This window comes from Motilibacter peucedani, from assembly GCF_003634695.1.
Lineage (GTDB): Bacteria > Actinomycetota > Actinomycetes > Motilibacterales > Motilibacteraceae > Motilibacter > Motilibacter peucedani.
The window spans coordinates 82007-107843 of record NZ_RBWV01000011.1 but is presented as its reverse complement, the minus strand read 5'-3'; the positions used below and the strand labels follow the sequence as shown (position 1 = coordinate 107843).

General features: G+C 73.8%; 27 protein-coding genes and 1 pseudogene. 10 read left to right on the top strand and 18 right to left on the bottom strand.

The genetic code is table 11. From position 1 onward, the window contains the following. Positions 1-12 precede the first annotated feature (12 nt). The 3 genes and pseudogenes from CLV35_RS08785 to CLV35_RS20990 all read right to left on the bottom strand — a co-directional run. The gene (locus tag CLV35_RS08785) at positions 13-960 is read right to left on the bottom strand and encodes an NADP-dependent oxidoreductase (RefSeq protein ID WP_121193118.1); all 948 of its coding nucleotides are present in this window, start codon (positions 958-960) and stop codon (positions 13-15) included. Positions 961-1018: 58 nt separating this feature from the next. Further along, positions 1019-1873: an MmyB family transcriptional regulator gene (locus CLV35_RS08780; RefSeq protein ID WP_121193117.1), complete on the bottom strand. Its 855-nt coding sequence runs from the start codon at positions 1871-1873 to the stop codon at positions 1019-1021. A 220-nt stretch (positions 1874-2093) separates the two neighbouring features. Then, positions 2094-2216, bottom strand: a pseudogene (locus tag CLV35_RS20990) (MerR family DNA-binding transcriptional regulator); the annotation flags it as partial. A gap of 237 nt (positions 2217-2453) precedes the next feature. Between CLV35_RS20990 and CLV35_RS08770 the strand changes: the two are divergent. Beyond that, a complete protein-coding gene (locus CLV35_RS08770) occupies positions 2454-3824 on the top strand; it encodes an HNH endonuclease signature motif containing protein (RefSeq protein WP_183061886.1) in 1371 nt (456 codons plus the stop codon). A 515-nt stretch (positions 3825-4339) separates the two neighbouring features. Beyond that, positions 4340-4696: a hypothetical protein gene (locus tag CLV35_RS08760; RefSeq protein ID WP_183061885.1), complete on the top strand. Its 357-nt coding sequence runs from the start codon at positions 4340-4342 to the stop codon at positions 4694-4696. A 16-nt stretch (positions 4697-4712) separates the two neighbouring features. On the opposite strand, the gene CLV35_RS08755 is transcribed toward CLV35_RS08760, so the two are convergent. From CLV35_RS08755 to CLV35_RS08740, 4 genes are all read right to left on the bottom strand, one after another. Further along, a complete protein-coding gene (locus CLV35_RS08755; protein WP_147431911.1) occupies positions 4713-5258 on the bottom strand; it encodes a dihydrofolate reductase family protein in 546 nt (181 codons plus the stop codon). Positions 5259-5419: 161 nt separating this feature from the next. Continuing rightward, positions 5420-5590 (bottom strand): hypothetical protein, encoded by a 171-nt coding sequence (locus tag CLV35_RS20440; protein WP_231121633.1) that lies wholly within the window; start codon positions 5588-5590, stop codon positions 5420-5422. Positions 5591-5594: 4 nt separating this feature from the next. After that, entirely contained in the window at positions 5595-6212 is a 618-nt protein-coding gene (locus tag CLV35_RS08745) for a hypothetical protein (protein ID WP_121193111.1), read from the bottom strand. Next, positions 6209-6469 (bottom strand): hypothetical protein, encoded by a 261-nt coding sequence (locus CLV35_RS08740; protein ID WP_121193110.1) that lies wholly within the window; start codon positions 6467-6469, stop codon positions 6209-6211. Before CLV35_RS08740 ends, CLV35_RS08745 begins: the two co-directional genes overlap by 4 nt. 71 nt (positions 6470-6540) lie before the next feature. On the opposite strand from CLV35_RS08740, the gene CLV35_RS08735 reads away from it, so the two are divergent. Further along, positions 6541-6975, top strand: coding sequence for an ester cyclase (locus tag CLV35_RS08735; protein WP_121193109.1), 435 nt, complete (start codon positions 6541-6543; stop codon positions 6973-6975). A gap of 51 nt (positions 6976-7026) precedes the next feature. Next, entirely contained in the window at positions 7027-7230 is a 204-nt protein-coding gene (locus CLV35_RS08730; RefSeq protein WP_269203908.1) for a cupin domain-containing protein, read from the top strand. 16 nt (positions 7231-7246) lie between these two features. Here the strand turns inward: CLV35_RS08730 and CLV35_RS08725 are convergent, their stop codons facing one another. Beyond that, a complete protein-coding gene (locus CLV35_RS08725; RefSeq protein ID WP_121193108.1) occupies positions 7247-8053 on the bottom strand; it encodes an Fpg/Nei family DNA glycosylase in 807 nt (268 codons plus the stop codon). Between the two features lie 66 nt (positions 8054-8119). Here CLV35_RS08725 and CLV35_RS08720 point away from each other — a divergent pair, with 66 nt between their 5' ends. After that, positions 8120-8851, top strand: coding sequence for a VOC family protein (locus tag CLV35_RS08720; protein ID WP_121193484.1), 732 nt, complete (start codon positions 8120-8122; stop codon positions 8849-8851). A 6-nt stretch (positions 8852-8857) separates the two neighbouring features. On the opposite strand, the gene CLV35_RS08715 is transcribed toward CLV35_RS08720, so the two are convergent. Further along, positions 8858-9298 carry a DinB family protein gene (locus CLV35_RS08715; protein ID WP_121193107.1) on the bottom strand — a complete coding sequence of 147 codons (441 nt, stop codon included), beginning with the start codon at positions 9296-9298 and terminating at the stop codon, positions 8858-8860. 97 nt (positions 9299-9395) lie between these two features. Between CLV35_RS08715 and CLV35_RS08710 the strand changes: the two genes are divergently transcribed. Next, positions 9396-10910 (top strand): Vgb family protein, encoded by a 1515-nt coding sequence (locus CLV35_RS08710; RefSeq protein WP_121193106.1) that lies wholly within the window; start codon positions 9396-9398, stop codon positions 10908-10910. A 15-nt stretch (positions 10911-10925) separates the two neighbouring features. Here CLV35_RS08710 and CLV35_RS08705 read toward each other — a convergent pair whose 3' ends face one another. The 7 genes from CLV35_RS08705 to CLV35_RS08675 form a co-directional block, all read right to left on the bottom strand. Further along, the gene (locus tag CLV35_RS08705) at positions 10926-11714 is read right to left on the bottom strand and encodes an SDR family NAD(P)-dependent oxidoreductase (RefSeq protein WP_121193105.1); all 789 of its coding nucleotides are present in this window, start codon (positions 11712-11714) and stop codon (positions 10926-10928) included. Then, a complete protein-coding gene (locus tag CLV35_RS08700) occupies positions 11711-12487 on the bottom strand; it encodes an alpha/beta hydrolase (protein WP_121193483.1) in 777 nt (258 codons plus the stop codon). Before CLV35_RS08700 ends, CLV35_RS08705 begins: the two co-directional genes overlap by 4 nt. A gap of 96 nt (positions 12488-12583) precedes the next feature. Further along, positions 12584-15352 carry an ATP-binding protein gene (locus CLV35_RS08695; RefSeq protein WP_183061884.1) on the bottom strand — a complete coding sequence of 923 codons (2769 nt, stop codon included), beginning with the start codon at positions 15350-15352 and terminating at the stop codon, positions 12584-12586. Between the two features lie 243 nt (positions 15353-15595). Continuing rightward, positions 15596-16771 carry a threonine synthase gene (locus CLV35_RS08690; RefSeq protein WP_121193103.1) on the bottom strand — a complete coding sequence of 392 codons (1176 nt, stop codon included), beginning with the start codon at positions 16769-16771 and terminating at the stop codon, positions 15596-15598. Then, a complete protein-coding gene (locus tag CLV35_RS08685) occupies positions 16768-17661 on the bottom strand; it encodes an ABC transporter permease (protein ID WP_121193102.1) in 894 nt (297 codons plus the stop codon). The genes CLV35_RS08690 and CLV35_RS08685 overlap by 4 nt, the downstream gene beginning before the upstream one ends. Position 17662: 1 nt before the next feature. Beyond that, positions 17663-18484 carry an ABC transporter ATP-binding protein gene (locus CLV35_RS08680; RefSeq protein ID WP_231121629.1) on the bottom strand — a complete coding sequence of 274 codons (822 nt, stop codon included), beginning with the start codon at positions 18482-18484 and terminating at the stop codon, positions 17663-17665. Next, the gene (locus CLV35_RS08675; RefSeq protein WP_121193101.1) at positions 18481-19572 is read right to left on the bottom strand and encodes an ABC transporter substrate-binding protein; all 1092 of its coding nucleotides are present in this window, start codon (positions 19570-19572) and stop codon (positions 18481-18483) included. The genes CLV35_RS08680 and CLV35_RS08675 overlap by 4 nt, the downstream gene beginning before the upstream one ends. A gap of 530 nt (positions 19573-20102) precedes the next feature. Between CLV35_RS08675 and CLV35_RS08670 the strand changes: the two genes are divergently transcribed. The 3 genes from CLV35_RS08670 to CLV35_RS08660 are packed head-to-tail and all read left to right on the top strand — an operon-like array spanning position 20103 to position 23346. Beyond that, positions 20103-21005, top strand: coding sequence for a TauD/TfdA dioxygenase family protein (locus CLV35_RS08670; RefSeq protein ID WP_121193100.1), 903 nt, complete (start codon positions 20103-20105; stop codon positions 21003-21005). Continuing rightward, positions 21002-22087 carry an LLM class flavin-dependent oxidoreductase gene (locus CLV35_RS08665; RefSeq protein WP_121193099.1) on the top strand — a complete coding sequence of 362 codons (1086 nt, stop codon included), beginning with the start codon at positions 21002-21004 and terminating at the stop codon, positions 22085-22087. Before CLV35_RS08670 ends, CLV35_RS08665 begins: the two co-directional genes overlap by 4 nt. Continuing rightward, entirely contained in the window at positions 22084-23346 is a 1263-nt protein-coding gene (locus CLV35_RS08660; RefSeq protein ID WP_183061883.1) for a pyridoxal phosphate-dependent decarboxylase family protein, read from the top strand. Before CLV35_RS08665 ends, CLV35_RS08660 begins: the two co-directional genes overlap by 4 nt. A 12-nt stretch (positions 23347-23358) precedes the next feature. Here CLV35_RS08660 and CLV35_RS08655 read toward each other — a convergent pair whose 3' ends face one another. Further along, positions 23359-24033, bottom strand: coding sequence for a hypothetical protein (locus CLV35_RS08655; RefSeq protein WP_121193097.1), 675 nt, complete (start codon positions 24031-24033; stop codon positions 23359-23361). 139 nt (positions 24034-24172) lie between these two features. On the opposite strand from CLV35_RS08655, the gene CLV35_RS08650 reads away from it, so the two are divergent. Beyond that, on the top strand, positions 24173-25156 hold the full coding sequence (locus CLV35_RS08650) for a DUF2382 domain-containing protein (protein ID WP_121193096.1): 984 nt from the start codon (positions 24173-24175) through the stop codon (positions 25154-25156). 130 nt (positions 25157-25286) lie between these two features. On the opposite strand, the gene CLV35_RS08645 is transcribed toward CLV35_RS08650, so the two are convergent. Further along, on the bottom strand, positions 25287-25715 hold the full coding sequence (locus CLV35_RS08645; RefSeq protein WP_147431910.1) for a hypothetical protein: 429 nt from the start codon (positions 25713-25715) through the stop codon (positions 25287-25289). Positions 25716-25837: the final 122 nt, after the last annotated feature.

The window sequence follows — 25837 nt, the reverse complement described above, 5'->3', positions numbered from 1 at the left end:
GTCCTCTCTGGGTCAGCTGGCGGTGGGGGCGACGACGACGACCTTGCCGGGGAGCTCGCCGGCGGCGGCCCGGGCGTGGAGCGCGGGGAGGTCGGCCAGCGCGACGCGCTCAGCGACGTCGATGTGCAGCTCGCCGGTGCTCACGCGGGCGACCAGGTCGGCGAGCTGGTCGGCGTCGCTGCGGACGTAGAGGTCGATGCCGCGCACACCGCGCGCCTCGTCGGACGGCGCCGGCATCCAGACCGTCGTGTTGACGAGGCGGCCGCCGTCGCGGACCAGCGCCAGGAGCGCCGCCAGCTGGTCGGGCGTCACGGGCGCGAGGTTGAGGACGAGGTCGACCGGCTCGGTCACCGCTGCCGTCACCTCCGTGGTGGTGTGGTCGACGACCTCGTCGGCGCCGGCAGCCCTGGCGCGTACGCCGCTGCTCGCCCCCGCGACCGCGATGACGTGGGCGCCGGCCTCCTTCGCGAGCTGCACGGCGTAGCCGCCGACCGCTCCGCCGCCGCCGTTGACGAGGACCCGCTGCCCGGCGGTCAGGCCGCCGTGGTCGAAGAGCGCCTGCCACGCGGTCAGTCCGACGATCGGCAGCGCCGCCGCGTCGGTCAGCGGGACGCCCTTCGGCGCCCCGGTCAGCACCTCGGCCGGCGCCAGCACGTACTCGGCCGCCGCCCCGTCCTCGGTCATCGGCAGGAAGCCGACGACCTCGTCGCCGACCGCGACGGTGTCGACGCCGGCACCGAGCGCGTCGACCGTCCCGGCCACGTCGATGCCCGGGATGTGCGGCAGCTGGACCGGGATCGGTCCCTGCATGGAGCCGGCGCGGATGTTGGCGTCGACGCCGTTGAACGACGTGGCGGCGACCCGGATGCGGACCTGCCCGGCGCCGGGGGTGGGCTGCTCGGCGTCCTCGAACGCCAGGACCTCAGGACCGCCGTACTGGTGGAAACGTACTGCCTTCATCGCCTGACCTGCTCTCGTGTCGGGGTTGGTGAACCCAACCTGGCAGGTCTCGACGCGGTCATCCTGGGCCGAGTTGGCCCACCTTCACGACGGTCGAGCCGTCGGCCTCGCTGACCAGCTCGGCCAGGCGCGCGGCGTCGTCCGAGCGCGGGGCCGCCGTGAGCATCAGCGCGGCGAGGTCCTCGCCGGGGATCGCCAGCAGGTTGCCGACGAGCGTCACGGACTCGCCGCGCGGCCGGACGAAGGTGGCGCTGCTCTCGAATGCCTGGACCGGCCGGGGGGCGCGCCACAGGGCGTCGAACCGGCGGCTTCGGGTGCGCAGCTCGTCGACCAGAGCGGCCAGCGCGGCGTCGCCGGGATAGCGCAGCAGTGCGTTGCGCAGCTGGGTCACCAGGACGGCCTGGTGGTCGTCCGCGTCCGCCGCCGACTGCTGGAACGACTCGAACGGGTCGACGAAGGTCCGCCAGGCGATGTTCCAGTCCCACGGGTCGCCCGGCAGGTCCCAGTGACCGAGGGCGAGGAACGCGCTGTTGACGGCGACGAGGTTCATCGCCGCGTCGGAGACGAACATCGGGGTGTCGGAGAACCGCTCCAGAAGCCTCGTCGCGCCAGGACCCATCTGGGTGGGCACCGTGCCGTCCGAAGCGGCGTACCCCGCGAGGGCGCACAGCCGCTCGTAGTCGCCGCGCCCGACCCGGAGGCCGCGCGCGATGGCCTTGACCACGCCGGCCGACGGGTGGCTGCGGCCCTGCTCGAGGCGGCGTACGTAGTCGGCCGACATCCCCGCGAGCTCACCGAGCTCCTCGCGCCGCAAGCCTCGTGTGCGTCGGCCACCGGCCGGCAGTCCGACGGACTCCGGCGCAGTGCTCTCGCGCAGGTGGCGCACCGCCGCGCCGAACTCGTGCTGCTCCACGGCGCCAGTCTGGCCGACCAGCAGCGCGGAGCGGAAGACGTGGGAGACGCGTTCGCTCAGGGCCTCAAGGATCGGCTGCCCGCCGTCGGAGCGAGCGGCATCCCCAGGTCGGCCGGTGACTGACGCTCACCGTCGCCGGTCGTAGGCGGTGCGGCGCGCCGGCCCGGACGGCGACGGAGCACGACCGCACACACGGTCGCGACGGCGACGACGAGTGCGAAAGCCAGTGGTCGCCAAGGCTGCGCCGCGGCTCGGCGAGCAGTCCGCGACGCTCGTAGTGCCTCAGCGTCTGGACGTTGACGCCGGCGGCGGACGCCACTTGGCTGCTGCGCAGTGGAGTCATGCCGAGACCAAGGACTTGTGCCTGCGTAAGGGATGCAACTGCTCACGAACCGGTCGTGCGTCGGGCCCGTACGCTCCATGTTGCACAGAGCCAGTTACCACTGAGTGCCACTGTGCTGTGCATGCCATGACTACCGCTCAGCTGGTTCATGACACTCTGCGGGTCGAAGTGCCTGCTGCTAGAGGGTTCCTGGTCTGTGAGGCGACTCTGTCAGTGGTGGCTTGTAGGTTCTGGAATGTGATCGCAGCAGCCGAGCAGCAGGCGTGGGAGTCGATGACCGACACCCTCGACACCCTGCTGTCCGGCGACGGTGACGTGGTCGGCTCGGTCACCTCCGAAGGGCTGTTGGCGCGGCTGAAGCACCTGGCGGCGGTCCGCGCGCGGCTCGACGCGCTCGAAGCGCAGACGCTGACCGCGGTCGATGTCCGGGAGGCCTACCGGCTCGACGCCGCCCCCAACACTGCGGCCTGGCTCCGGCACCACCTCCGCCTCGACCCGCGCGCCGCCCGCGCCCGGCTGGCCCGGGCTCGCACCCTGACCGAGCTGCCGGGCACCGCGACTGCCCTTGCGTCAGCGGAGATCGAGGCGGCGCACGTCGACGCGCTCACCCGCGGCCGGGCCCGGGTCGGCACGACCATGGAGGAGGCCGAGTCCACGCTGCTCGAGCTGGCTCGCCGCTCCAGCGCGGACCAGCTCCGCCTCGCCGTCGACCGGCTCGTCCAGGTCGTCGACCCCGACGAGACGGCCACTGAACGCGCCGAACGCCAGCGCGCCGCCCGGCACGTGAACATCACCCCCGGGTTCGACGGGACGTGGAGCCTGAGCGGGTTGCTCGACCCGGCCGACGGCGTGCTGGTCAAGGCCGCGTTCGACGCGTTCTCCGGCCGCCAACCGCTGCCCGATGGCACCCCCGACCCGCGCACCAAGGGCCAGCGCACCGCCGACGCGCTCGTCCAGCTCGCCGGCACCGCCCTCGCCACCGGGAACGCGCCCACCGTCGGTGGGATCGCCCCGCACGTCTCCCTCGTGCTCGACCTGCCCACCCTGCGCGGCGAACTGTCGGGCAAGGGCCAACGGTCAGACATCTCTGAGAGCACCGCCGGCGGGAGCGCCGCGGCAGCGGCGGCGGCGGCCGGGCTCGCGGCGAGCGGGCTCGCCGCCCTGGTCGGCCGGGCGTTCGGGCCCGCCGCGCTCGCACGCCTGACCTGCGCCTGCCAGCTCACGCCGGTCATCGTCAGCGAGTGGGGCGAGCCGCTCGCGCTCGGGCGCGAGTCCCGGCTCGCGCCCCGCTCCCACGTCAAGGCGCTGTGGGTCCGGGACGGCGGGTGCATCACCCCCGGCTGCACCAACCTCAACGTCCAGGCCCACCACGTCCGGCACTGGGCCCGCGACCACGGGCCCACCGAGGTGCCCAACGAGGTCCTGCTCTGCGAACGCTGCCACCACCTCGTCCACGACGACGGCTGGACCATCGAACCCGACCCCCACAGACCAGGCCTCTTCCAGATCTGCTCACCGAGAGGCGGACCACCCGCACCCGCGGTCCACGCCATCGACCGCAACCCCGGCGCCACCCTCCCCCTGCCCTTCGGTCCCGACGACAGCTAGGGCTGTCGACCGAGCCGGAGGACGCCACCACCGCCGTACTTGCGGTGCACCGACTGCTTCGTGACTCCGAGCTGCCCTGCGACCTCCGCCCATGACAGTCCAGCGTTGCGTGCTCGGCGGACCAGCTGTGCCTCCAGCCGCTCGGTCTCCCGCCGCAGCTCTGCGGCTGCCCGCAGCGCTGCCCGGGGGTCGTCGTCGCCAGCTGCCTGTGCGAGCGCCACCAAGGACCTCACCTCCACGACTCGTACTCCCGTCGTCAGCATGTGCTGACGACCACGGTAGGTCCGGGGTCGATCGGCGTCAACACATGCTGACGAAACGCCTGGCTGCTGCGCCCGCACAACGTTGAGCGGCTCCCCGCCCGACTGGGAGACGATGCACGGGTGGAACACACGGAGCATCGGCGCACGTACACCGTCGCGAGCGAGGGCTTGACGCGCCCTGCGGCTACGGCGGTGTGCGCCGCACTGCTGGACGTAGTGGCTCCACTTGCCCGTCGTGTGTACGTGGACCCTGTGAGTGATTGGCGCGACCTGCCGGCTGACGTGGCCGCCGCCGAGCGCGTCATCCAGGATCAGGATCGAACGGCGCGCCGGATCGGGATGATCGAGGTCGATCCGACGGACCCTGCTCTGATGGACGCGCTCCGCGTCTACGCGGCCTGGTCGATCTGCGTCGAGATCCACGGCGACGGCCCGGGCCTACTGGCGTCCATGGACGACTCGGGCCGGTCGATCTGCGCGGAGCTGACGGTGACCGAGGCACAGGATTGGAGGTCCTCGGTCAACGGGTGCGTGGCCATCGAACCGCTGGAGGACACCCACCGGCGGCGTAGGCAGTCACGATGGCGGCTGTGGCGACGCAGACAGTGAGCGGTGGTCCTTGCGGTCAGCTGCTCGCGGCGTCCACCTCGCGCGGCCGGCAGACGAGGTGGATAGCTCCCGTCGGATAGGTCCGCGTCTCGACGAAGTCCAGCGTCAGCAGGCTCGTCGGTTCGTCGAAGAGGCGTCGCCCACCGCCTGCCACCACCGGGGTCATGTTGAGGTGCAGCTCGTCGAGCAGTCCGTCGCGGAGCAGGTCCCGAGCGAGCGATCCGCAGCCGTAGACCAGAAGGTCGCTCTGCTCGCGCAACCCTGCGACGTCGTCGTAGCGGACGCCGGAGGAGTTCGCCCATCCCTCGAACGACCTCAGGGTCGAGGTCACGACGTACTTCGGCATCGAGTTGAGCCGCTCGGCCATGGGCCCGGACTGCTCGCGCCACGCCGGCCCGAGCGACTGCCACGTGGCCCGTCCGAGGAGCAGCGCGTCAGCGGCGAGGGCGAGGGCGAGGGAATCCTGCTGCCCCTCCTTGCTGATCCAGGGCAGGAGAGCCTCTGGCGGCGACTCGATGACGCCGTCGAGCGTGACGTGGGACTGCAGCGTGATCCGGCTCATGGTGCTGTGACGGTAGTCGGCGACGGGACTCGTCGGCCGCAGGTTCACCGGTTCCGCAGGTTCGTGGTCTCGTGGGCCGCACTCGGCCGGGCACCTCGGAGCTTGCGCCCGATCGAGAGGGCCGAGACCAGTGCCCAGACGCCCTCCAGGAGCAGGAATCCTCACTCCTGCGAGAAGACCGCACTTCCCGCGAGGACTCCGGAGCCGAGCGCGTTGGCGGCGAGGTAGGCGTAGGACGACTGCTCGAGCCGGCCCGTCAGAGCTGCGAGAAGTGCTGCGAGGAGCACGAGCGAGCCCGCGATCTGGATGGTGTCGGCACGACGAGTCTCCAAGCTCTCACGACGACTCGCCCTGAGGACGGTCAGATCCGTCCCTTCGCACCGGCCGCTTCCAGTACGACCACGGGAACGACGGGCCGGGCACCTGCTGCCAACCCCCGGCCTCCCAGCGGGCGCGCCGGCCCACCGCCCACGGCACCCGGCGGTGCTCCCACGGCGTGCTCGAGGCCTCGACCACGTGGTAGAGGGGGCCGTAGCTCACGACGTGCCACCCGGCGCGCCCCTCGCGCTCCAGCACCGACATCTCGTCGAACGCGGTGAGCGGCGTGAGGACCCGGCGCTCGTGGGGACCAGGGTCACCGGGGTCCGGTGCCGCGGCGGCGAAACGCTGCTGCGCAGCCTGCTTGCTCACCCCGAGCAGGCGACCGAGCGTGTCCCAGCTGTGGCCGGCGGCCCGGGCGCCGGCGACCGACTCGCGCAGCAGCTGGCTGGTCTGCTCGGCCGCGACGCGGCTGGCGGCCACCAGCCGGAGGTACGCGTCGGGGTCGTTCTCGAGCGCGTCGCGGAGGCCGGACGGCGTACCGAGCACCGCCTCCGCCACGGCGTCGCGGACGGCTGCCGCCTCGTCGGCGGTGAGGTCCGGTGCCGGCGCGCCGGACCCGACGGGTGCCGTCACGGCTGGTGCGGGGAGCGCAGCGGCTCGAGGTCGTCGAGCACCTGCCGGTCGCGTGCAGCCCTCGCCGCGCGACGCTGCAGCGCCAGGCAGACCACGCAGCCCACGGCGATGACGGCGGCAACGCCGCAGACGAAGCCGGCGACCGAGTCGACGACGTCGCCGTCGCTGACGACGCCGACGAGACCGCCGAGCACGACGAAGGTGAGCGACACCGCGAGGACCTGGACGAGCGGCTGGGAGAGGTGCGTACGTGCCATGTGTCAAGGTTGGCTTGACGACTGCCCAGCTGTCAAGACCGAGTTGACGGTCGCCGTGGCAGAGTGCCGTCATGGACGACGCGACGCCGCCCGGCGCATCTCTCGAGCAGCACTACCGCGACTACATCGCTGCTCTCGACGAGCGGCGCTTCGACGACCTGCCGGCCTACGTCGCCGACGAGCTCGTCTACAACGACGCCCCGATGACGCTGCGGGACTACCGAGCGCTGCTCGAGGACGACGTGCGCCGCATCCCCGACCTCGTCTATGACGTGCGGCTGCTGGTCACCGGCGAGGACCACGTTGCCTGCGTGCTCCGGTTCGACTGCACCCCGGCCGAGACGTTCCGCGGGCTCGAGCCGACGGGGGAGCGGATCGTCTTCACCGAGCACGTCTTCTACCGCTTCGAGGACAGGCGCATCGTGCAGGTGTGGTCGCTGCTCGACCTGGAGGCGCTCGAGCGGCAGCTCGCCCGCGCGGCCGACCACTCGCCGCCCGGACGCTAGCGCCGCGGGGGATGCTCGACCCACGGCTGAACCCCGCAACGTGCAGACGAGATCTTCGTGGTCCTCAGCGGGCGCATGGAACTCGAGCTGCCCGACCGGACCGTCAGCCTCGGTCCGATGGACGTCTTCACGGTCCCGCAGGGCGTGCGCCACCGGCCCCGCGCCGAGCTCGGCACCCGCATCCTCATGATCGAGGCCCGCGGCACCACCCAGGACGGGACCGCGACCGGCGCCACCGGCCAGCGCCTGCCCTGACGCCGCGCTCCGGTCCTCAGCCGGAGCGGCGCGGCGGCTGGCAGCTGGGGCACCACCACGTACGCCGCCGCTCCGGGTCACCGGGCACCTCGGCCACCACGCGCACCGTCGTGCCGCAGCGCAGGCACGGGCGGCCGGCCCGGCCGGCGACCCAGTGCTGCTCGCCGCGGCGTGTCGAGCCGGTCGTCACCATCGCCGCCTCCGGGTGGTCGGCGGAGTGCCGCAGCATCCGGGCGGCCAGGTCCACGGTCGCGGGCAGGTCGACGAGCGACACCGGCGTCCACGGGTCGTAGCCGCGCAGGAAGCACGTCTCGTTGACCCACAGGTTGCCCAGCCCCGCGATGCAGCGCTGGTCGAGCAGTGCGGCGACGACCGGGCGGTCGGGGACGGAGGCCAGGCGGCGTACGGCTTCCTCGGCGTCCCAGTCCGCGCGCAGCGGGTCAGGTCCGAGGTGCCCGACGACCGAGTGCTCGTCCGAGGTCTTGAGCAGCTCGACGAGCGGCATCTTCACCGCGAACGCCTGCTGGCCGTCGTCGAGGACCAGCTGCACGCGTACGTGGGGATGCACCCTGCGCGGCAGCCGCTTGTCGGGTGCGAGCACCGTCCACGACCCGTCCATGCGCAGGTGCGTGTGCAGCGTCAAGCCGCCGCTCAGGCGGGTCAGCAGGTGCTTCCCGTGCGTGTCGGTGCCGAGCACCTGGCGGCCGCTGAGGTCGGCGGTCGCGAAGCGGGGTACGCGGAAGTCGGACCGCACGACCGTCCGCCCGCCCAGCCGGGCGTCGAGCCGTCGCGCCACCCGCCATACGCTGTCACCCTCGGGCACCTGTGCACGCTACCCCCTGCGGATCTCGCTCGCGCAGGTCGCGGGAAGGGTCCTACGGTGGGCGGCGTGACGCTGCGGCCGGTCCAGGTGAACATCAAGGCCAGCTCCGACGCTGCGCTCGGCCGGTTCTGGGCCGGCGCGCTCGGGTGGGTCGTCGACGACAGCGAGCCGGGCGTCACGAGCGTCGTCCCGGCCGACGCCAGCTGGCCGGTGCCCGACACGCTGACCATCGACCTCGTGCCCGTGCCAGACCTCGAGGCGGTGCGCACCCGGCTGCACCTCGAGCTCGCGACGACCTCTGGAGACCACCACTCCGAGCTGCTCGCCCGGGTGCAGGGGCTCGGCGCGACAGTCGTCGGGACGACCGACGACGGCTGCCGTACGGTGCTCGCCGACCCTGAAGGCGGCGCGTTCTGCGTGCTGGCACCGCAGGACCACGACCGCACGGGGCCGATCGCCGCACTGGTCGTCGAGTGCGCCGACCCGCAGGTGCTGGCCGCCTTCTGGTCCGACGCTCTCGGGTGGGTCGTGGCGGAGTCGGGCGAGCGGGTCCTGCTGCGCGCGAGCACGGGGGCGGGGCCGTGCCTCGAGCTCGTCGGCTCGTCGCACCTGCCCGCGACGCTCGCCTCGCACGCGCACGTCGACCTGCTGCCGGACCCGGTCGACGCCAAGCCGGCGGAGGTGGCCCGGCTCCTGGAGCTCGGTGCCGCCAACGCCGACGTCGGGCAGGGTGACGTGCCGTGGGCCGTGATGGCCGACCCCGAGGGCAACGAGTTCTGCGTCCTCGGGCGGCCCTGAGCCGGGTCAGCCGGCGTAGAGGTCCCGCAGCATCGCCGCCTCCGCGCAGTGGTGCACCAGCTCGTCCGCGACGTGCAGCACGAACGAGAGCCGGGTCGAGTGCGCATAGGCACCCGCAGCCGGTCCGACGGCAGCCCCCAGGTCGTCGACGGACGACAGCAGTGCCCGCCAGCCCGCGTACGCGGCGTCCAGCGCAGCCCGGGCGTCGCTCGCCGTTCCGAAGCTCCGCCTCACGGCGCGGGGTGGAGCTGCGCCGAGCCACGTCCAGTTGCGGCTCTCCGTGAGCACCTGGCCGATGTGCTCCAACCGCCAGGCAAGACTGATGCGGGCGTCTCGCGTCGGAGTCCAGACCAGCTCGTCGTCGGTGAGCCCGTCGAGTCGAGTGGTGAAGCGTTGCCAGGCGTGGTCGAACAGCGAGAGCAGCTCGGCGCGCACGAGGTCGTCCATGCAGCGAGTGTGCCCGCCCGGACATCCTCGTGGACGACGAGACGTCTGCCCTCGAGGGCTGGTGCGACCCGCGACTGCTTCCCTAGGGTGGCGTCCCGTGACGACGACCAAGACCCGGGGCACCTGTCTCCTGTCCGCCGCCTTGCTAGGGCTCGCGTTCGGCTCCGCGTCGCCTGCCTCCGCCACCACGTCGGCCTCCGCGGTGTCGGTCAACGTGTGGACCATCCCGACCGCGGACTCGCGCGTCGAGCACATCGCCGCCGGCCCCGACGGCGCGCTCTGGTGGTCGGAGCCCTACGGCTACCGGCTCGGCCGCATCACCACTGGTGGTGACGTCAGTGAGCTCGAGGTCCCTGACGACTCGACCGTCACGGGCAGCGGCCCCGACGAGCTCGTCTCGTCAGGTGGATCGCTGTGGTTCGTCAAGGACTTCGGCACCGACGTCTGGCACTACACGCCGGGGCAGGGCGGAGGCCACGTCGCCTACGTCAACGAGCAGGTCCGCAACCTCGCACCTGCTGCCGGTGGCGGCGTCTGGGCGACGACCCTGGGTGGGAGCGACGTCGACCACATCGGCGCCGACGGGTCCTTCGACGACTTCTCGGCGAGCTACCTCTCCCCGGCGCCGATCGCCCTGGCACCTGACGGTACGGCGTGGTACGGCGACGGAGGCAGCTACCTCAAGCACATCGACGCTGCCGGCCACCAGGTCAACGTCCCCACGGCCAACCCGACGGTCTACGACGTCACGTCCATCGGCTTCGACGGCCAGCAGCGGCTGTGGTTCACGATGTTCGACCCCGGCGCGACGTTCTCGCCGGCGTTCGGCGGCGCGCTGGGCCACCTCGACGCGCAAGGCACCCCGCACATCACCGACCTGCGGCAGCTCGGCCTGCCCAGCGACACGCTGCCCCGCGCGCTGCGCCTCGGACCCGACGGGCGGCTCTACTTCCTGCTCAACCTCGCCAGCGGTCCGACCCTCGCCCGGATCGAGGCGGACGGCTCCCTGACCGGGGTGTCGACGGCGACGTTCAACGGCTACACGCTCACCGACTTCACCTTCGGCGCCGACGGCAACCTGTGGTTCGTCGACCGTGGCGCCAACGCCGTCGGCCGGGTGGTTCTCGACGGTGGCGCGTTCGGCCCGCTGCTGGCCCCCGCGAAGCCTCCCGCCCAGGACCCTCCGCCGCAGGCGCCCCCCGCTTCGGCGCCGCCAGCGCCGCCGGCTGTCCCGCCGGCAGCGCCGCCTGCACCGACGCCACCGCAGACCACTCCCCGGCAGCCGCCGTCGACGCCTCCCGGCGTACGCGTGTGCGCCGTGTCGAAGAAGGCCGCCTGCCGCTCGGTGCTGGCGGCGCGGACGGTCACCGTCCGCGCCGTCCTCGACCGGGCCGCGACGGTCACGCTCTCGGTGCGACGTGCGCCCGTGCGAGGCAGGAAGGCAGCCACACCCGTACGCGTCGGCAGCGTCCGCGCGCACAAGGGCACCGTGCTGCTGCGCTGGAACAAGAAGTTGCGCGGCAAGCCCGTGCCGCACGGCCGCTACCAGCTGGTCGTCACGGCTACGGCCACGGGCAAGCGCACCACGAGGACGATCCTCATCACGCTCTGACGCGGCAGAAGGGGCTCACATCGTCGTGACCATGCCACCGTCGATCAGCACGTCGGCGCCGGTGATGTTGCCGGCCGTGGATGAGGCGAGCAGCAAGACCACCTGAGCCACTTCGTCGGGGCGGGTGAAGCGCTGGGTCGGCGTGCCGGCGACGGCCGCGTTGCGCACGGCAGCGGGGTCGACGCCCTGGGCCGCGCTCAGGGTCTCGGCCACCCCGCCGGCGCCGAGCCACAACGCCGTCTCGACCGGGCCCGGGCTGACGGTGTTGACGCGGACACCGGCTGGCCCGAGCTCCTTGGACAGCGACTTGCAGAAGCTGCGCAGCGCCGCCTTGGCCGCGCTGTAGTCGATGACGCCGGGGTCGGGCAGGGCCGCGTTGACCGAGCAGACCGTCACGATGGTGGACGGCGCGGCCGCGACGAGGTGCGGCAGGGCCGCCCGCGTCGCGCGGACCGCGGACATCAGGTTGACCTCGAGCGCCCACTGCCAGTCGTCGTCGGTCACGGCGGCGAAGCCCTCGGTGCGCGGGTGCACCCCGCCGACGTTGTTGACCACCACGTCGATGCCGCCGAAGCGGTCCACGGCCGCGTCGACGAGCTCCTGGCACCCCGACGCGGTGGTCAGGTCCGTGAGCACGGCGAGAGCGTCGCCGCCGTCGACCAGGGCCGTCAGCTCGGCCGAGCCGTGGAGGGCGCCCGCGGCCACGCGTACGCCCTCCTCGCGCAGCGCGCGGGCGATGGCCAGGCCGATGCCCTTGCTGGCTCCTGTCACGACGGCCGTCCTGCCGTCCAGCTCGAGCTTCACAGCGACTGCCCCCGCAGCCACGCCAGGCAGGTGTCGGCGACCTCGCCCCAGCCGGAGTCGATGGTCAGCGAGTGGCCCTTGTCGGGGAACGTGTGCAGGTCGGTCACGGCGTCGGAGTGCCTGTACTGCTTGAGCGTCGAGCGGGTCACCGACTCCGGCACGGTGTGGTCCTTGCCGCTCGCGATCAGCAGGAGCGGCCCGCGGCCGGAGTTGGCGGTGTCGACGGCAGCGGGGGAGTGCGGGCTGAAGTTCGACGCAGCCGCCTCGAAGAGCGGCTTGCCCGGCGCCGGGATCGTCCACCGCGCGTAGAGCTCGTCGGACTCCTCCTCGGACACCGCGTTGGCGAAGGCGTAGCGGAACTGCTCGGCGGTGAGCGACACCGCCCGGTGCTTGTTGGCCGGGTTCTTGAAGACCGGCAGGGTCGCGCGCAGCGCCGAGAGCGGCACGGGCAGCACCCCCTTGATCTGCGCCGCGTCGATCGCGACGGCCGCCTTGCCGAGGTCCCTGCCCAGCAGCTTCTGCGCGATCATCCCGCCGAACGAGTGCCCGACGAGCACGGGCGGCTCCGGCAGCCCGCGGATGATCTCGGCGAAGTGGTCGACCACGTCGTCGATGCCGTGGTCGGCGATCTCGTCGGCGTGCTGCCGCGACTCCTCGACGGTCTCGCGGTCACCGGGCCACCCCGGCGCCTGCACCTCGTAGCCCTCGTCGCGGAACCGCGCCATCCACGGCTCCCAGGACGTGGCGTGCAGCCACAGCCCGTGGATGAACATGACGGACGTGCCCACGGTCGTCTCCCTCGCTCGTGCGGCAGCACCGGTGCGCGCCGCCGTGCACCGGACGCTAGGGAGCAGAGGGCCTGCCGCGCTTCAGTCGGACGACTGCATCTGCGCAGCGGGCACCGGGCCGGTGAGCACGCCGGCGAGCTGGTGCCGGCTGGTGATGCCGAGCTTGGGGAAGATGCGGTAGAGGTGCGAGCCGACCGTGCGGTGCGACAGGAACAGCCGCTGGGCGATCTCCCGGTTCGACAGGCCGCGCGCAGCCAGCGCGGCGATCTGCGCCTCCTGCGGGGAGAGCCGCTCGCGCTCGCTGGTCGTCGGTCGCCAGCCGCGCTCTCCGGTGGCGCGCAGCTCCTGGTCGGCGCGCAGGGCCCACGGCTGCGCGCCGAGCGCGTCGAAGGCACTGCGAGCCGTACGCAGCGGCTCCCGCGACTCGGTCACGCGCCGCTGTCGCCGCAGCCACGAGCCGTGGGCCAGCTGCAGCCGCGCGTGGTGCCACGGGAACCCCTGCGCCGCGCCTGCCAGCGCATCCCTGAAGAGCCCGTCCGCGGTCGCCTCGTCGGCGAGCACGGCCCGGGAGTACTCCAGGGCGATGCGTGTGCCGCCCGCGGTGGACCCGTCGGCGAGCTCGTCGACGGCGGCCAGGGTCGCCCTCGCCTCCGGGCGGGCGCCGCTGCGCACCGCAGCCTCGGCGAGGTAGCCGACGGTCCAGAGCTGCTGCACCCGTTGGAAAGCCGGGTCCGTGGGCGCGAACACCCGGAGCAGCTCGCCGTAGGCCTGTGCCGGCCGGTCTGCGGCCAGCTCTCCCACGCCGCGCACCAGCTGCGCGCCGGCGAGCAGCGAGGAGCTGGCGTTCGGGAGCTGGAGCGCGGTCTGCTCGGCCCGGGCGAGCAGGGGTGACGAGCCGCGCCAGCGCCCGCCGACCGCGTCGATGAAGGCGGCCGCCAGCTCCGCCGTGCCGGCCCACACGCGCTGGCCGGTCTCCTCCGCCAGCCGCGCCCCCTCGTCCGCCGACCGTGCCGCGTCGAAGATGCCGAGGTTGATCTCCGCCCAGGACCGGATGGCGAGCGCCTCCGCGAGCAGGCTCAGCCGGCCGTCGGCCCGGAGCCCGGACACCGCGACGGTCAGGAACGACTCGGCGCGGACGAAGTCGCCGGCGCAGAAGGCGGCGATGCCGAGCAGCCCGGCGATGTCGGCGCGTCCGGCCGCGTCGCCCGGCAGCGCGTCGAGCGCCTGCAGCACCGGTGCGCTGAGCTCGAGGGACTCTGTCAGCCCGAGCACCGCCAGCAGTCGCGGGTCGCCCGCTGGCAGGGGCACGTCGCGCGCGGCGCCGACGATGTCGCGGCGCACGGCCGCGCCGGGGTCGCGCCACCAGACCCGCCGCGCGGCACCGAACAGCAGCTGCATGGCCAGGTCGAGGTCGTCCTGGCTGGTGGCCAGTCGGGCCAGCTCGACCAGGTGGCGGACCTCGGCCGGCTCGCTCGTCGCCCCGTCGTGGAACGCGCCGGCCAGCCAGGCGAGCCGCGACCGGTCGCGCGGCCGCAGCGACATCCCTGCCGTGCGCGCGGTCACCTGCTCGACCTGTGCGTACCTCCCGAGCTGGTAGCCGAGCTCGGCGGCGCTGATGAGCCGGGCCGCCTCGTCCTGCGGGTCGGGGCTGAGCTCGGCCGCGCGCTCGAGGGTCGAGGCGGCGGTCGCGTACGCCCCGCGGCGCCGCGCCTCGCCGGCCACCTGCTCCAGCTCCGAGGCGACCTGCTCGTCGCGGCCGGGCACCGAGCTGGCGCGGTGCCAGACAGCCCGCTCGGGGTGGGCCCCGAGGACCGTCGCGAGCGCCGCGTGCACCTCCCCGCGCCGCTGCGCCGGCATGGCGCGGCGCAGCGCGGACCGGACGAGCGGGTGCGCCACGGCGTACGTCGTGCCGGCGACCGTGAGCAGCGCGAGCTCGCGCGCGGGCACCGCGGCCCCCGGACCGACGTCCTGGCCGGCGACCAGGGCGGCCGCTGCCAGGACCGGCGCGAGGTCGTCGCCGTCGTCGAGCGCCGCCACGTCGAGGACGGCCCGCGCGGGCGCGTCCAGCTCGTCGGCCCGGGCGAGGTAGGCGCGCTCGAGCCGGCCGGTCAGGGGAAGCTCGAGCTCGCTCCACTCCCTCGCCGGGTCCTGGGCCGAGCGCGCCAGCTCGACCAGGGCGAGCGGGTTGCCGCCGGCCAGCTCCACCACGCGGGCGCGCAGCTCCGGCTCGAGCGCCGGGGCGCGCCGCAGCACCAGCTCGTGGGCGTCGGCCTCCGAGAGCCCGCCGAGCCGCACCCACGTGGTCGTGCGCTCGTCGCCGAGCAGCGTCGACTCGGTGTGCGCGCTCGAGAGCAGCAGGACGCGCTCGTCGGCGATGCGCCGGGCCACGAAGGCCAGCGCGTCGACCGACGGGCGGTCCATCCACTGCAGGTCGTCGAGGCAGACGAGCACCGGCGCGGCGCCCGCGGCGTCGACGAGGAGCTCGAGCGCCGCCAGCGAGGTGAAGAACGGGTTGACCTCTGGAGCGTCCGCGAGCCCGAAGCTCGCGAGCAGCGCAGTGCGCTGCGGGGCGGGCAGCTCCGGCGCCCGCCCGAGAAGCGGGGACAGCACCTGGTGCAGCGCGGCGTAGGGCAGGTGGCTCTCCGACGAGCTGCCGCGGGCGCCGAGGACGGTCGCCCCTGCCGCCCTCGCGAGGTCGGCCAGGTGCGCCTGCACCGCGCTCTTGCCCGCGCCCGGCTCGCCGGTGAGCCCGACCGAGCCCCCGGCTCCGCTCGAGCTGCTCAGCCGGGCGCGCAGGACGTCGACCACCTCGTCGCGCCCGACGAGCCGCGAGCCGTCTGACGCGATCATGGGACGAGGATGCCCGCGCGGGAAGCCTTCCGTCCACCGTGCCCCTGCAGCAGCACTTGCCCGTGACCACCTTCCGAACGTCCCTCGAGGCGACCGGCGGCACCGACGTCGGCATCGTCGTCGCGGGAGACGTCGCAGGCAGCGCCCACCCATCACGCCGGTCGTCGTGCTGCAGGTGCAACCGCCGTCGACCGTCACGACGACGCGTACGCGCTTGCTGCGGTCGGACGCGACGTCCCGCGCTCAGCGGGCCGGCACCGGGCGCAGCGCCTCGGGGTACTTCGCCGCGCTGGCCGTCTGGTAGAGGACCACCGGCTCCTCCAGCTCGCCCCGGGCGGCCAGCCGCTCGGCTGCGACGAGCGTCGCTGCTCCTTCAGGGGAGGCGTAGACGCCCTCCTCGCGGGCGAGCCGCGAGACCGCGTCCAGGACGTCGCCCTCCGAGGCGCCGAGCACCGTGCCGCCGCTGCGGCGCACTCGCTCGAGCACCAGCCAGCCCTCGCTCGGCGCGGTCACGCGCAGACCCGCTGCGACCGTACGCGGCACACCCTCCCACCGCGCCACCTCGCTCCCGCCCGCGTCCCAGGCGCGCACCAGCGGCGCGCAGTCCTCGGACTGCACCGCCACCAGGCGGGGACCGTCGCCGGCCCAGCCCAGGGCCTGCGCCTGCTCGACGGCCTCGGAGGCGGCCACCAGACCGACGCCGCCGCCGACGGGGAAGACCACGGTGCCGGGCCACCGCCAGCCGAGGTCGTGGAAGACCTCGAGCCAGGCGGTCTTCTTTCCGTCGACGCGGTAGGGCTCGCCGAAGGTCGCGGCCAGGAACCACCCGCGCTCGGCCGCCAGCTCGCGGGCCCGTGCCCCGGCCTCGGCCAGGGTGCCTGGCACCAGGTGGAGCTCGGCGCCCGCGGTCAGCACCTCGGCCTGGTTCACGAGTGGAGCCGACTCGGCCATGACGACCGCGGCCGGGACCCCGGCTCGGGCGGCGTAGAGCGCCCACGTGCCGCCGGCGTTCCCGGCGGTGGGGAGGACGACGCCCGGGATGCCGAGCTCGATCGCCCGGGCCAGGGCCACGGCGGCACCGCGCGCCTTGAACGTCGTGCCGGGCAGTGGGCTCTCGTCCTTGAGCAGCACCTCGACGCCGAGCCGCTCGCTCGTGCGCCGCAGCGTGACCAGCGGCGTCGCAGCCTCCCCGAGCGACAGCGCCGGCGGGCCGGGGTGCCGCAGCGGCAGCAGCTCGGTCCAGCGCCACAGGTCGGCCGGGCGCGCCGCCACGGCGTCGCGGTCGACGGCGCCCGGCGACAGGTCGTACTGCGGCAGCAGCGTCGCACCGTCGTCCGCGCAGCGGCCCTGCAACACGTCGGCGTCGTAGGGCTTGCCGCACCGGGCGCAGGCGAGCCCGGCGAGCAGGCTGCCGCTCACCGCGAGCTCGGGTCGGTGAACCGGCCGAGCAGGCGCAGCACGCCGTCGAGCGCGATGCCGAGCAGCGAGATCGTCACGATGCCGCTGAGCAGGATGGGCGTCTGCAGGTAGTTGCCGGCCTGCACGATGAGGAAGCCGACACCGCTGGTGGCGGCGATCATCTCGACCGCCACGATGCTCGTCCACGCACCGCCCATCGCCAGCCGCATGCCGGTGAGGATGCCGGGCAGCGCCGCGCGCATGCGCACGAAGACGAGGGTGTGCGCGTGCGAGGCGCCCAGCGCGCGACTGGCCATCTCGAGCTCCCTGGGCACCGCGTCGAGCGCGCTGACGGTCGCGATGATGACGGTCGGCACGACGCCCACGAGGATCAACGCGAACTTCGAGCGCTCCCCGATGCCGAACCACACGATGAACAGCGGGATGAACGCGAGCGGGGGCAGCGGCCGGGTCAGCTCGATGAGCGGGTCGACGAGGTCACGCACCACCCGGTTGCTCGACATGACGGCGCCGACCGCGATGCCGACCAGCGAGCCCACCGCGAAGCCGGCGAGGATGCGCGCGGTCGAGATGAGCGCGTCCTGCCAGAGGGTGTTGCCGTTGCCCGGGTAGCGGTCGGACATGTACTGCCAGAACTGGCGGGCCGTCTCCTGCACCGTCGGCAGCACGACCTCGTCGTCCAGCGCGAGCGCCAGCACCTGCCACACCGCCAGGACGGCGAGGACGCCGACGAAGCCGGTGCCCAGCCTGCGGGCGCGCCGGCGGCGGTCGTGCGTGCGTGGCGCGACGGCGAGCAGCGGGGACGCCGCGCCGCCGGTCGCGACCAGCGGCCGTGGGATGCCCTGAGTGGTTCCCGTGGTCTCCGTGGTCCGGCCCGTGTCTGTCGTCATGTCAGACCTCCGTGTTGAGGACGGAGCGGATCCGTCGCTTGGCGGCCACGAACTCGAGCGTGTCGGCGTCCTCGTAGGACCGCGGCCTCGGCAGCTCGACGGGGAACTCCGCCCGGCTGTGGCCCGGGCTCCCCGACATCACGACGACGCGGTCGGACAGCAGGACCGCCTCCTCGACGTCGTGGGTGACGAACACGATGGTGGTGCGCTGCACCTGCCACAGGTCGAGCAGGAACCGCTGCATCGCAGCCCGGGTGATGGCGTCGAGCGCGGCGAACGGCTCGTCCATCAGCAGCAGCTTCGGCTTGTTGATCAGCACCCGGGCGAACGCGGCGCGGTGGCGCATGCCCCCCGAGAGCTCGTGCGGGTAGGCGTCGGCGTGGTCGGCGAGGCCGACGGTACGCAGCAGCTCGGTGGCTGCGGCGCGTACGTCGTCGTCGAGCTGGCGGCGCGCCCGCGGGCCGTAGAGCACGTTGCCCATCACGGTCGCCCACGGGAAGAGCATCGGCGACTGGAAGAGCACCCCCCGGTCAGGACCGGGCCCGCGCACCGGCTCGCCCGCGACCCGGACCTCACCGGCGTCGGGGGTGCTGAAGCCGGCGAGCAGGTTGAGCAGCGTCGACTTGCCGCAGCCCGAAGGGCCGAGCAGGCAGACGAACTCGCCCTGCTGCACCGTGAGGTCGAAGCCGTCGAGCGCCAGCCGCGCGTCGCCGCGACGCTTGCGCCCGCGGAAGCTCTTGCTCACCCCGCGCACCTCGACTGCGGGCACCGCCAGGGTCGAGGACCCGAGGGCCGGCGTCGCGCCGATCTGGTCGGTGCTCACTTGTCGCAACCGTCGGCGACGGCCTTCTCGACGAAGCTCGGGTCGATGTGCGAGGCGATCTCGGCGTCCGTCGGGATCTTCTGCACGCGGCCCTGCGCCTTGAGGAAGTCCGCGCTGAGCTTGTAGGCCTTGAGGATCTTGCCCGTGGAGACGTCGCCACCGTCGTCCTTGAACCACGACAGCTGGGTCTCGTTCGAGACGAAGGGAAGCGCCTTGGTGGCCGCGATGGCGTCGGCGGGCGCGGCGCCCACGAGCTTGGCGCCGTTGGTGATGACCGTCTCGGCGTTCGCACCCTTGACCGCGGTGAGGCCCTTCATCGCCTGGCAGACCAGGGACTGCACGACGTCGGCGTGCTTCGAGGCGAAGTCCTCGGTGACCACCAGGACGTTGAGCGACGGGAAGCCGAGCTCGGCGATCTGCTGGGCGGTGACGACGGTGCGCGCGCCGCCCTTCTTGAGGATGTCATAGGCCTGCGGCAGCTCGACGTAGGCCGCGTCGATCTTGCCCGCCTTGTAGGCGGCGCCCGCCGCCGCCTCGCTCGGGAAGCCGACGACCTTGACCTTGTCGGTCAGGCCCTTGGTCGAGATCCATCCGCGCAGCTCGAAGTCCTCGGAGGAGCCGTTGAGGTCTCCGATGGTCTTGCCGGCCAGGTCGGCGTCGGCCTTGATGCTCGTGGGCACCACGAGCTGGGCGGCGTCGAAGCTCTCGGCGTAGATGACCTTGATCGGCGTGCCGGTGGCGATGGCGCCGACGACCGGGGGGTTGCCGACGCCGGAGGCGACGGGGAAGGCGCCGCCGCGCAGCTCGGCGAGTCCGGCGACGCCGCTGCCCATCGGAGTCAGCTTGAAGGTGGCGGGCACCTTGGCCGCGAGCTCGGGATTGGCCGAGATGATGGACTCGGGGCCGAGCGCGGCGCCCTGGAAGTAGCCGATGCCGAGCGTGAGCTTGCCGCCGCCGGAGCCGGCGGGCGAGGTGCCGCTCGCCGCGGAGCTCGAGGAGTCGCTGCTCCCGCACGCGGCCGTGAGGGCCAGTGCGGTGGAGGCCGCCGTCAGCAGGGACAGGCGGCGCAGGGGGGCGTGGGAGCGCATGTGGAGCTTCTCCAAGGAGGAAGGGGAGCGTGACACCGGGACCCGGTGGTCCGGCGCGTGGTGGCTGAGCCAGGGAGGGACGTGGTCGTGCACCGATGCACAGACGGTCCGAGGGCCGGCGTCGAAGGGTCTCGAGCGGTCGGCGCGCCGCACCGGGACGGACCGGGCGGGGGATGCGGAGGGCTAGGCGCGGTGGCGCGAACAGATGCCGCCGGCGACGCGGACGAGGTCCACGTGTCGGCGCGACGTTCCGCTGAAGCCCTCAAACATGATAGGAATGGTCCACAACGCGGGGCGGCCTGTCAAGCCGCACGCCGCGACCCGGTGGAAGAGACGTCGCGGGCGACCGGCGGCGCGAGGTGGGGAGGAGGAGTTCCTGTGCAGCGAGCACGACTGGTGTCGCGTCGGTTCCTCGACCTGGGGCGCCGGACCTCCTCGGCCTGTCCCCACGTCGACTGAGCGAGCGCTCCGCGCGCCCGCAGTCCACCTCAGACCACTGCCGTGCACACCCCCGCGCTTGGAGCTGCCGCATGTCCACCGTCCTGCCACACCCCCGCCCGACGGCCGCCGGGCCCGCGGCCCTCGACTTCGACCTGCTCGGGCCGCACATCGGCGCCGAGGTGCGCGGGCTCGACCTCGCGGACGCCAGCGACGACGAGCTGAGCGCGGTGCGGTCGGCCCTCGTCGAGCACAAGGTGCTCTTCTTCCGGTTCCAATCGCTCGACCCCGACAGCCAGGTCGCCCTCGGCAACCGGCTCGGAGGACTCACCGCCTCCCACCCGGTCGTGCCGGGGCTCGACGACGCGCACCCGGAGATCTACGCCCTCGACAGCGCCGACAACGGGTTCGCCGACGTGTGGCACACCGACGTGACGTTCGTGCGCCGCCCGCCGCTCGGCTCGATCCTGCGGGCGGTGCAGCTGCCGCCGAGCGGTGGCGACACCCAGTGGGCCGACACTCAGGCCGCCTACGACTCGCTGTCGACGCCGGTCCAGCAGCTGGTCGACCAGCTCACCGCGGTGCACGACGGCTCCCGCGAGTTCGGCTACTACCTCGCCCAGCGGCAGAAGGGCGAGGGCAGCGTGTGGGACGGCGAACGCGTGCGCTCCCTCGACCCGGTCGAGCACCCGGTCGTGCGCGTGCACCCCGAGAGCGGGCGCAAGGGGCTCTTCGTCAACCCGGGCTTCACGTCCCACATCGTGGGCGTCTCGGAGGCGGAGAGCCGCGGCATCCTCGACCTGCTGTACGCCCACATCACCAAGCCCGAGCACATCGTGCGGCACCGGTGGCGCGAGGGAGATCTCGCGATGTGGGACAACCGCAGCACCCTGCACTACGCCAACCGCGACTACGGCGACGCCCGTCGCGTGATGCACCGCATCACGCTGCAGGGCGACGTCCCCGTTGGCCCGAGCCCGGTGCTCGCGTCGTGAGGGTGCACTGGTTCCTGCCCTCGCGCGGCGACGGGCGGCACGTCGGCTCGGCCACGGTGCGCGAGGGTTCGAGCTCCGCGGCGGTCGCGCGGCGGCCCAGCGTCGACTACCTGTCGCAGGTGGCCCGTGCCGCCGAGGCCGTCGGCTTCGAGGCGGTGCTGACGCCGGTCGGTGCCGCGTGCGAGGACCCCTGGATCCTGTGCGCGAGCGTGGCGCAGCACACCTCGCGGATCGAGTTCCTCGTCGCCTTCCGACCCGGCTTCGTGCTGCCGACGCTGCTCGCCCAGCAGGCGGCGACCTTCCAGCGCATGACGGGCGGCCGCCTGCGGCTCAACGTCGTGACCGGCGGCGACCCCGCCGAGCAGCGTGCCTACGGCGACCCGCTCGACCACGACGCGCGCTACGCCGTCACCGACGAGTTCCTCGACGTCCTCTCGCAGTGCTGGTCGGGAGAGCGCTTCGACCACGCGGGCGAGCACTTCACAGTGGAACGCGGTGGTCTGCTCGAGCCGGTGGAGGTGCCGCCGCGCATCTACTTCGGCGGCGCCTCCCCCGCGGCCGAGGCGGTGGCGGCGCGACGGGCCGACACGTACCTCACGTGGGGCGAACCGCCCGCACTCGTGCGCCCGCGCGTCGAGCGGATGCGCGAGGCGGCCGAGCGCGAGGGCCGCAGCCTGTCCTTCGGCATCCGGCTCCACGTGATCTCCCGCGACACCCCCGAGGAGGCGTGGCGCGAGGCCGACCGCCTGCTCGAGGGCATGTCGCCGGAGGCGGTCCGCGACGCGCAGGCGCGATTCGCGCGGATGGACTCCGTCGGCCAGGCCCGCATGGCGAGCCTGCACGGCGGCACGGCGGCGGACCTCGAGGTCTCGCCCAACCTGTGGGCCGGGGTCGGACTGGTGCGCGAGGGGGCGGCGACCGCCCTCGTCGGCTCGCACGAGCAGGTGGCCGAGCGGCTCGCGGAGTACGAGGAGATCGGCTTCGACGAGGTCATCCTCTCCGGCTGGCCGCACCTCGAAGAGGCGTGGCGGGTGGGCGAGCAGGTGCTGCCCCTGCTCGACCGCGCGGCGGTGCCGGCGTGACCCTGCAGGCCACCAGGCCGGCGGCGGTGCTGCCGGCCCGGGGCGTCCCCCGCGACGAGCTGCTGCGCACGGTCTTCGAGCGGCGAGCCGACGACGCGCCCTGGCGAGAAGGGCGCATCTTCAGCCTCGTCTACCACCCCGGCTCGCCCGAGCTCGAGGAGCTGCTCGCGGCGGTCAGCCGCGAGTACCTCGCCGAGAACGCCCTGAACCCGCGCAGGTTCCCGTCGCTGGCACGCATGGAGCGCGAGGCCGCCGACATCGTCGCGGGGCTCCTCCACGGCACGCCGGGAGCCGGTGGCCTCACGAGCGGGGGCACCGAGTCCATCTTCCTCGCCGTCTACGTCGCCCGCGAGGTCGCGCGCGGCCGCGGCATCGCGTCGCCCCGCATCGTGACCGGGCGCACCGCGCACCCGGCGTTCGCGAAGGCCTGCCACCTGCTCGGGGTGCGGCAGGAGCGCGTCCCGGTGCGTGCCGACCGCCGGGTCGACGTCGAGGCCCTGGCCGCCGCCGTCGACGAGGACACGATCCTGGTCGTGGCCTCGGCGCCCAACTACCCCTACGGCGTGGTCGACGACGTGCCCGCCGTGGCGGCCGTCGCGCGGGACGCGGGCATCCTGTGCCACGTCGACGCGTGCCTCGGCGGGCTGCTGCTGCCGTTCTGGGAGCGCATCGGCGAGCCGGTGGCGCCGTGGGACTTCCGAGTCGAGGGCGTGACCAGCATCAGCGCCGACATCCACAAGTACGGCTACTCCTTCAAGGGCGCGTCGGCGCTGCTGTGGCGCGACCCGGCGCACTACCGCGCGCAGTGGTGGGTCGACGACGACGTCTGGGGCGGCGGGCTCTACGGCTCGTCCACGACGGCCGGCACCCGGCCCGCCCCGCCGATCGCCGGCGCGTGGGCGGCGCTGCACGGGCTGGGGGAGGAGGGCTACCTCCGGCTCGCCCGCTCGGTCCGCGACGCGCGCGACCGGCTGCTCGCCGGGCTGGCCGGCATCGCGGACCTCGCGCCCACGGTCGCGCCGGACCTCTCGGTGCTCGAGATCGGCAGCAGCGAGCTCGACCTCGGCGCGGTCGCCGACGCGCTCGAGGAGCGCCGCTGGTGGCTCGACCGCCAGCCCGGCGGCCTGCACCTGATGCTCTCGCCCTACCACCGCGAGGTCGTCGATGACCTGCTGGCGGCGCTGCGCGCAGCGGTCGACGACGTACGCGCCGGCCGGGTGTCGCGCGGCGTGCCCGCGGCGTACGCAGCGGTGCCCTGAGCGGCTGCCGCGCTACTCCTGCGCGGCGGCCAGGCGGGCGCCCACCCGGGCGACGACCCGGCGCAGCGCTGCGGTCGAGAGCCCCGCGCTGCCCGTCACCGCGACACCGGTCGCGCGGGTGCGGCCGGTGACGAAGGCGACCTGCACGACGACGGCACCGTCGTAGTCGCCGGCCAGCGGCAGGCGCAGCTGCGCTGCCGCAGCCGACCACCCGGCTCCGGCCGGCACGGGGACCGCGCGCACGACCGCGGCAGCGGTGTCGAAGCTGGCGCTGCGCGCCACCGCGGGCAGCAGGACCTCGCGGACGCAGGTGCGCAGGCGCCCGGCGTACGCGGTGGACAGCGCCCTCGACGCCCGGGCCGGCAGCGGGGCGGTGCGGCTCAGCACCACCTGGCTGGCGCTGCCGCTCTGGCGGGCGAAGGACGGGCCGGCCGACCAGCGCAGCCGCCGCTCGACCGGGCGCGTGCCGACGCAGGCCTGCAGCTGCGCCGGGAACCCGGCCGGCACGACGTCCGGGCTGCGGGTCCAGCCGCTGCCCGGCAGGTCGGCGGCCGCGACGGTCGGCGCCGGGGCGGCGCTGGTCACCGGACGGGGCGAGGGCACCGCCTCAGCGGCCGCTCCAGCGGCTGCGAAGGAGGCGGCCGCGGCGACGGCGGCCAGGGCGAGCGACGGCGCGAGGTGGGACACGAGCAGGGAGCGTACGTCTCCTCGAGGCTGATGTCCGCCCGGTCGCGATCCGCGGATCCTGTCTGCTGTGACCGTTTTGTGATCTTCGGTGAGGGCACCCTCCGTGACGGAGAGAAACCGGCCGACCGAAGGAGAACGCATGTTCACGCAGGACCAGGCACGCTCAGTGATCGGCAGCACGCTGTACGGCAGCGGCAACGAGAAGATCGGCAAGATCGGGCAGATCTTCGTCGACGACGAGACCGGACGTCCCGAGTGGGTCACCGTCCACACCGGCCTCTTCGGCACGCACGAGAGCTTCGTGCCCGTGGCCGACGGCACCGTGTCCGACGACGGCCTGACCGTGCCGTTCGGCAAGGACCAGATCAAGGACGCCCCCAACGTCGACCCCGAGGGCGGGCACCTGTCCGAGTCCGAGGAGGAGCAGCTCTACTCCTACTACGGCCTCTCGCGCAGCGGCGTCCGCGGCGAGGGCTACGAGAGCGGCCTCGCGGCCGGCACCACCTCGGGCGTGACCACGGGCACCACGACGACCGACAGCAGCTTCGACAGCGCGACGACGGGCACCACGACGGCGTCGGGCACCACCGCGTACGAGACCGCTGGTGACGCCTCCTACGCCGGCGACGCGGCGCGCGCCGAGACCGCCGCCACGACGAGCGCTGCGGGCACCACCGGCACGACCGGCTACGACACCTCCGGCCCCACCACCGACGACGCGATGACCCGCTCCGAGGAGCACCTGCGCGCCGGTGTCGAGACCGTGCAGGCAGGGCGCGCCCGCCTGCGCAAGTGGGTCGAGACCGAGCAGCAGACGGTCACCGTCCCGGTCACCACCGAGCACGCGCGCCTCGTGACCGAGCCCGTCGACGCGTCGAACATCGACCAGGCGACCTCCGGCCCGGACATCTCCGAGGAGGAGCACGAGGTCGTCCTCACCACGCAGCGCCCGGTGGTCACCACCGAGACGGTGCCGGTCGAGCGCGTACGCCTCGAGACCGAGTCCGAGACCCACGAGGAGACCGTGAGCGGCGAGGTCCGCAAGGAGCGCATCGACCTCGACGAGGGCACCGAGACCCGCGCGACCGGCGGGACCACCGCGGGCACCGACGACCTGCGCTGAGCGCAGCGTCTGGAAGGCCAGACACCCGTAGCGGCAGCGCTTCCGTCCCCTCCACGAGCCGGAAGCCCTGCCGCTCCGAGGAGATGCTTCGGAACCGACGGCCGGGCCCCTGAGGCCCGGCCGTCGGCGTTCACCCGGACGGTGCAGCAGCGGCGCAGCCCAGCGCACCGGTCACCGCTGCGCTGGTGGCGGCCAGTCGGGTGAGCGCGCCCGGCCAGTCCGCGGAGCCAGGGGTACGCAGGGCGACCACCGCCGCGTCGCCCGCCCCGATCGCGGGCGAGGCGGTCTCGCGCCGGCCCGCCGCCTGGCGCGCCGAGATCTCGCGCGCCGACTCGACGTCCTCGGCCAGCGAGTAGGACAGCGTGCGCCGGCCGGCCTCGTCGACGGCGGCCAGCTGGGGGGCCAGCGTCGTGGCGGATACGTGCAGCTGGTGCACCGAGGCGCAGAGCTCCGCGGCGGTCGCCTGCTCAGCGCCACCGCAGCCGGCCAGCCCCGCCAGCCCCGCCAGCACGCCGAGCACGACCACTGCGACCCCAGGGCCTGATCGAGTCGCGCGCACGCGTGCACGATAGTGGTGGGCCCGCACCGCCGGCCCTCGCCTGCAGCAACTAGGATCATGGCGCCCGGACGGGTGGCCCACCGCTATCCGGGCGGTGCGGCTCGGGGCAGGGATCGGAGCCT

Excerpts from the sequence above, each read along its gene's own strand:
- CLV35_RS08785 (WP_121193118.1), bottom strand. The coding sequence starts at position 960 with ATGAAGGCAGTACGTTTCCACCAGTACGGCGGTCCTGAGGTCCTGGCG.
- CLV35_RS08755 (WP_147431911.1), bottom strand. The coding sequence starts at position 5,258 with ATGAGCCGGATCACGCTGCAGTCCCACGTCACGCTCGACGGCGTCATC.
- CLV35_RS08740 (WP_121193110.1), bottom strand. The coding sequence starts at position 6,469 with ATGGCACGTACGCACCTCTCCCAGCCGCTCGTCCAGGTCCTCGCGGTG.
- CLV35_RS08735 (WP_121193109.1), top strand. The coding sequence starts at position 6,541 with ATGGACGACGCGACGCCGCCCGGCGCATCTCTCGAGCAGCACTACCGC.
- CLV35_RS08715 (WP_121193107.1), bottom strand. The coding sequence starts at position 9,298 with ATGGACGACCTCGTGCGCGCCGAGCTGCTCTCGCTGTTCGACCACGCC.
- CLV35_RS08700 (WP_121193483.1), bottom strand. The coding sequence starts at position 12,487 with ATGTTCATCCACGGGCTGTGGCTGCACGCCACGTCCTGGGAGCCGTGG.
- CLV35_RS08695 (WP_183061884.1), bottom strand. The coding sequence starts at position 15,352 with ATGATCGCGTCAGACGGCTCGCGGCTCGTCGGGCGCGACGAGGTGGTC.
- CLV35_RS08685 (WP_121193102.1), bottom strand. The coding sequence starts at position 17,661 with ATGACGACAGACACGGGCCGGACCACGGAGACCACGGGAACCACTCAG.
- CLV35_RS08675 (WP_121193101.1), bottom strand. The coding sequence starts at position 19,572 with ATGCGCTCCCACGCCCCCCTGCGCCGCCTGTCCCTGCTGACGGCGGCC.
- CLV35_RS08670 (WP_121193100.1), top strand. The coding sequence starts at position 20,103 with ATGTCCACCGTCCTGCCACACCCCCGCCCGACGGCCGCCGGGCCCGCG.
- CLV35_RS08650 (WP_121193096.1), top strand. The coding sequence starts at position 24,173 with ATGTTCACGCAGGACCAGGCACGCTCAGTGATCGGCAGCACGCTGTAC.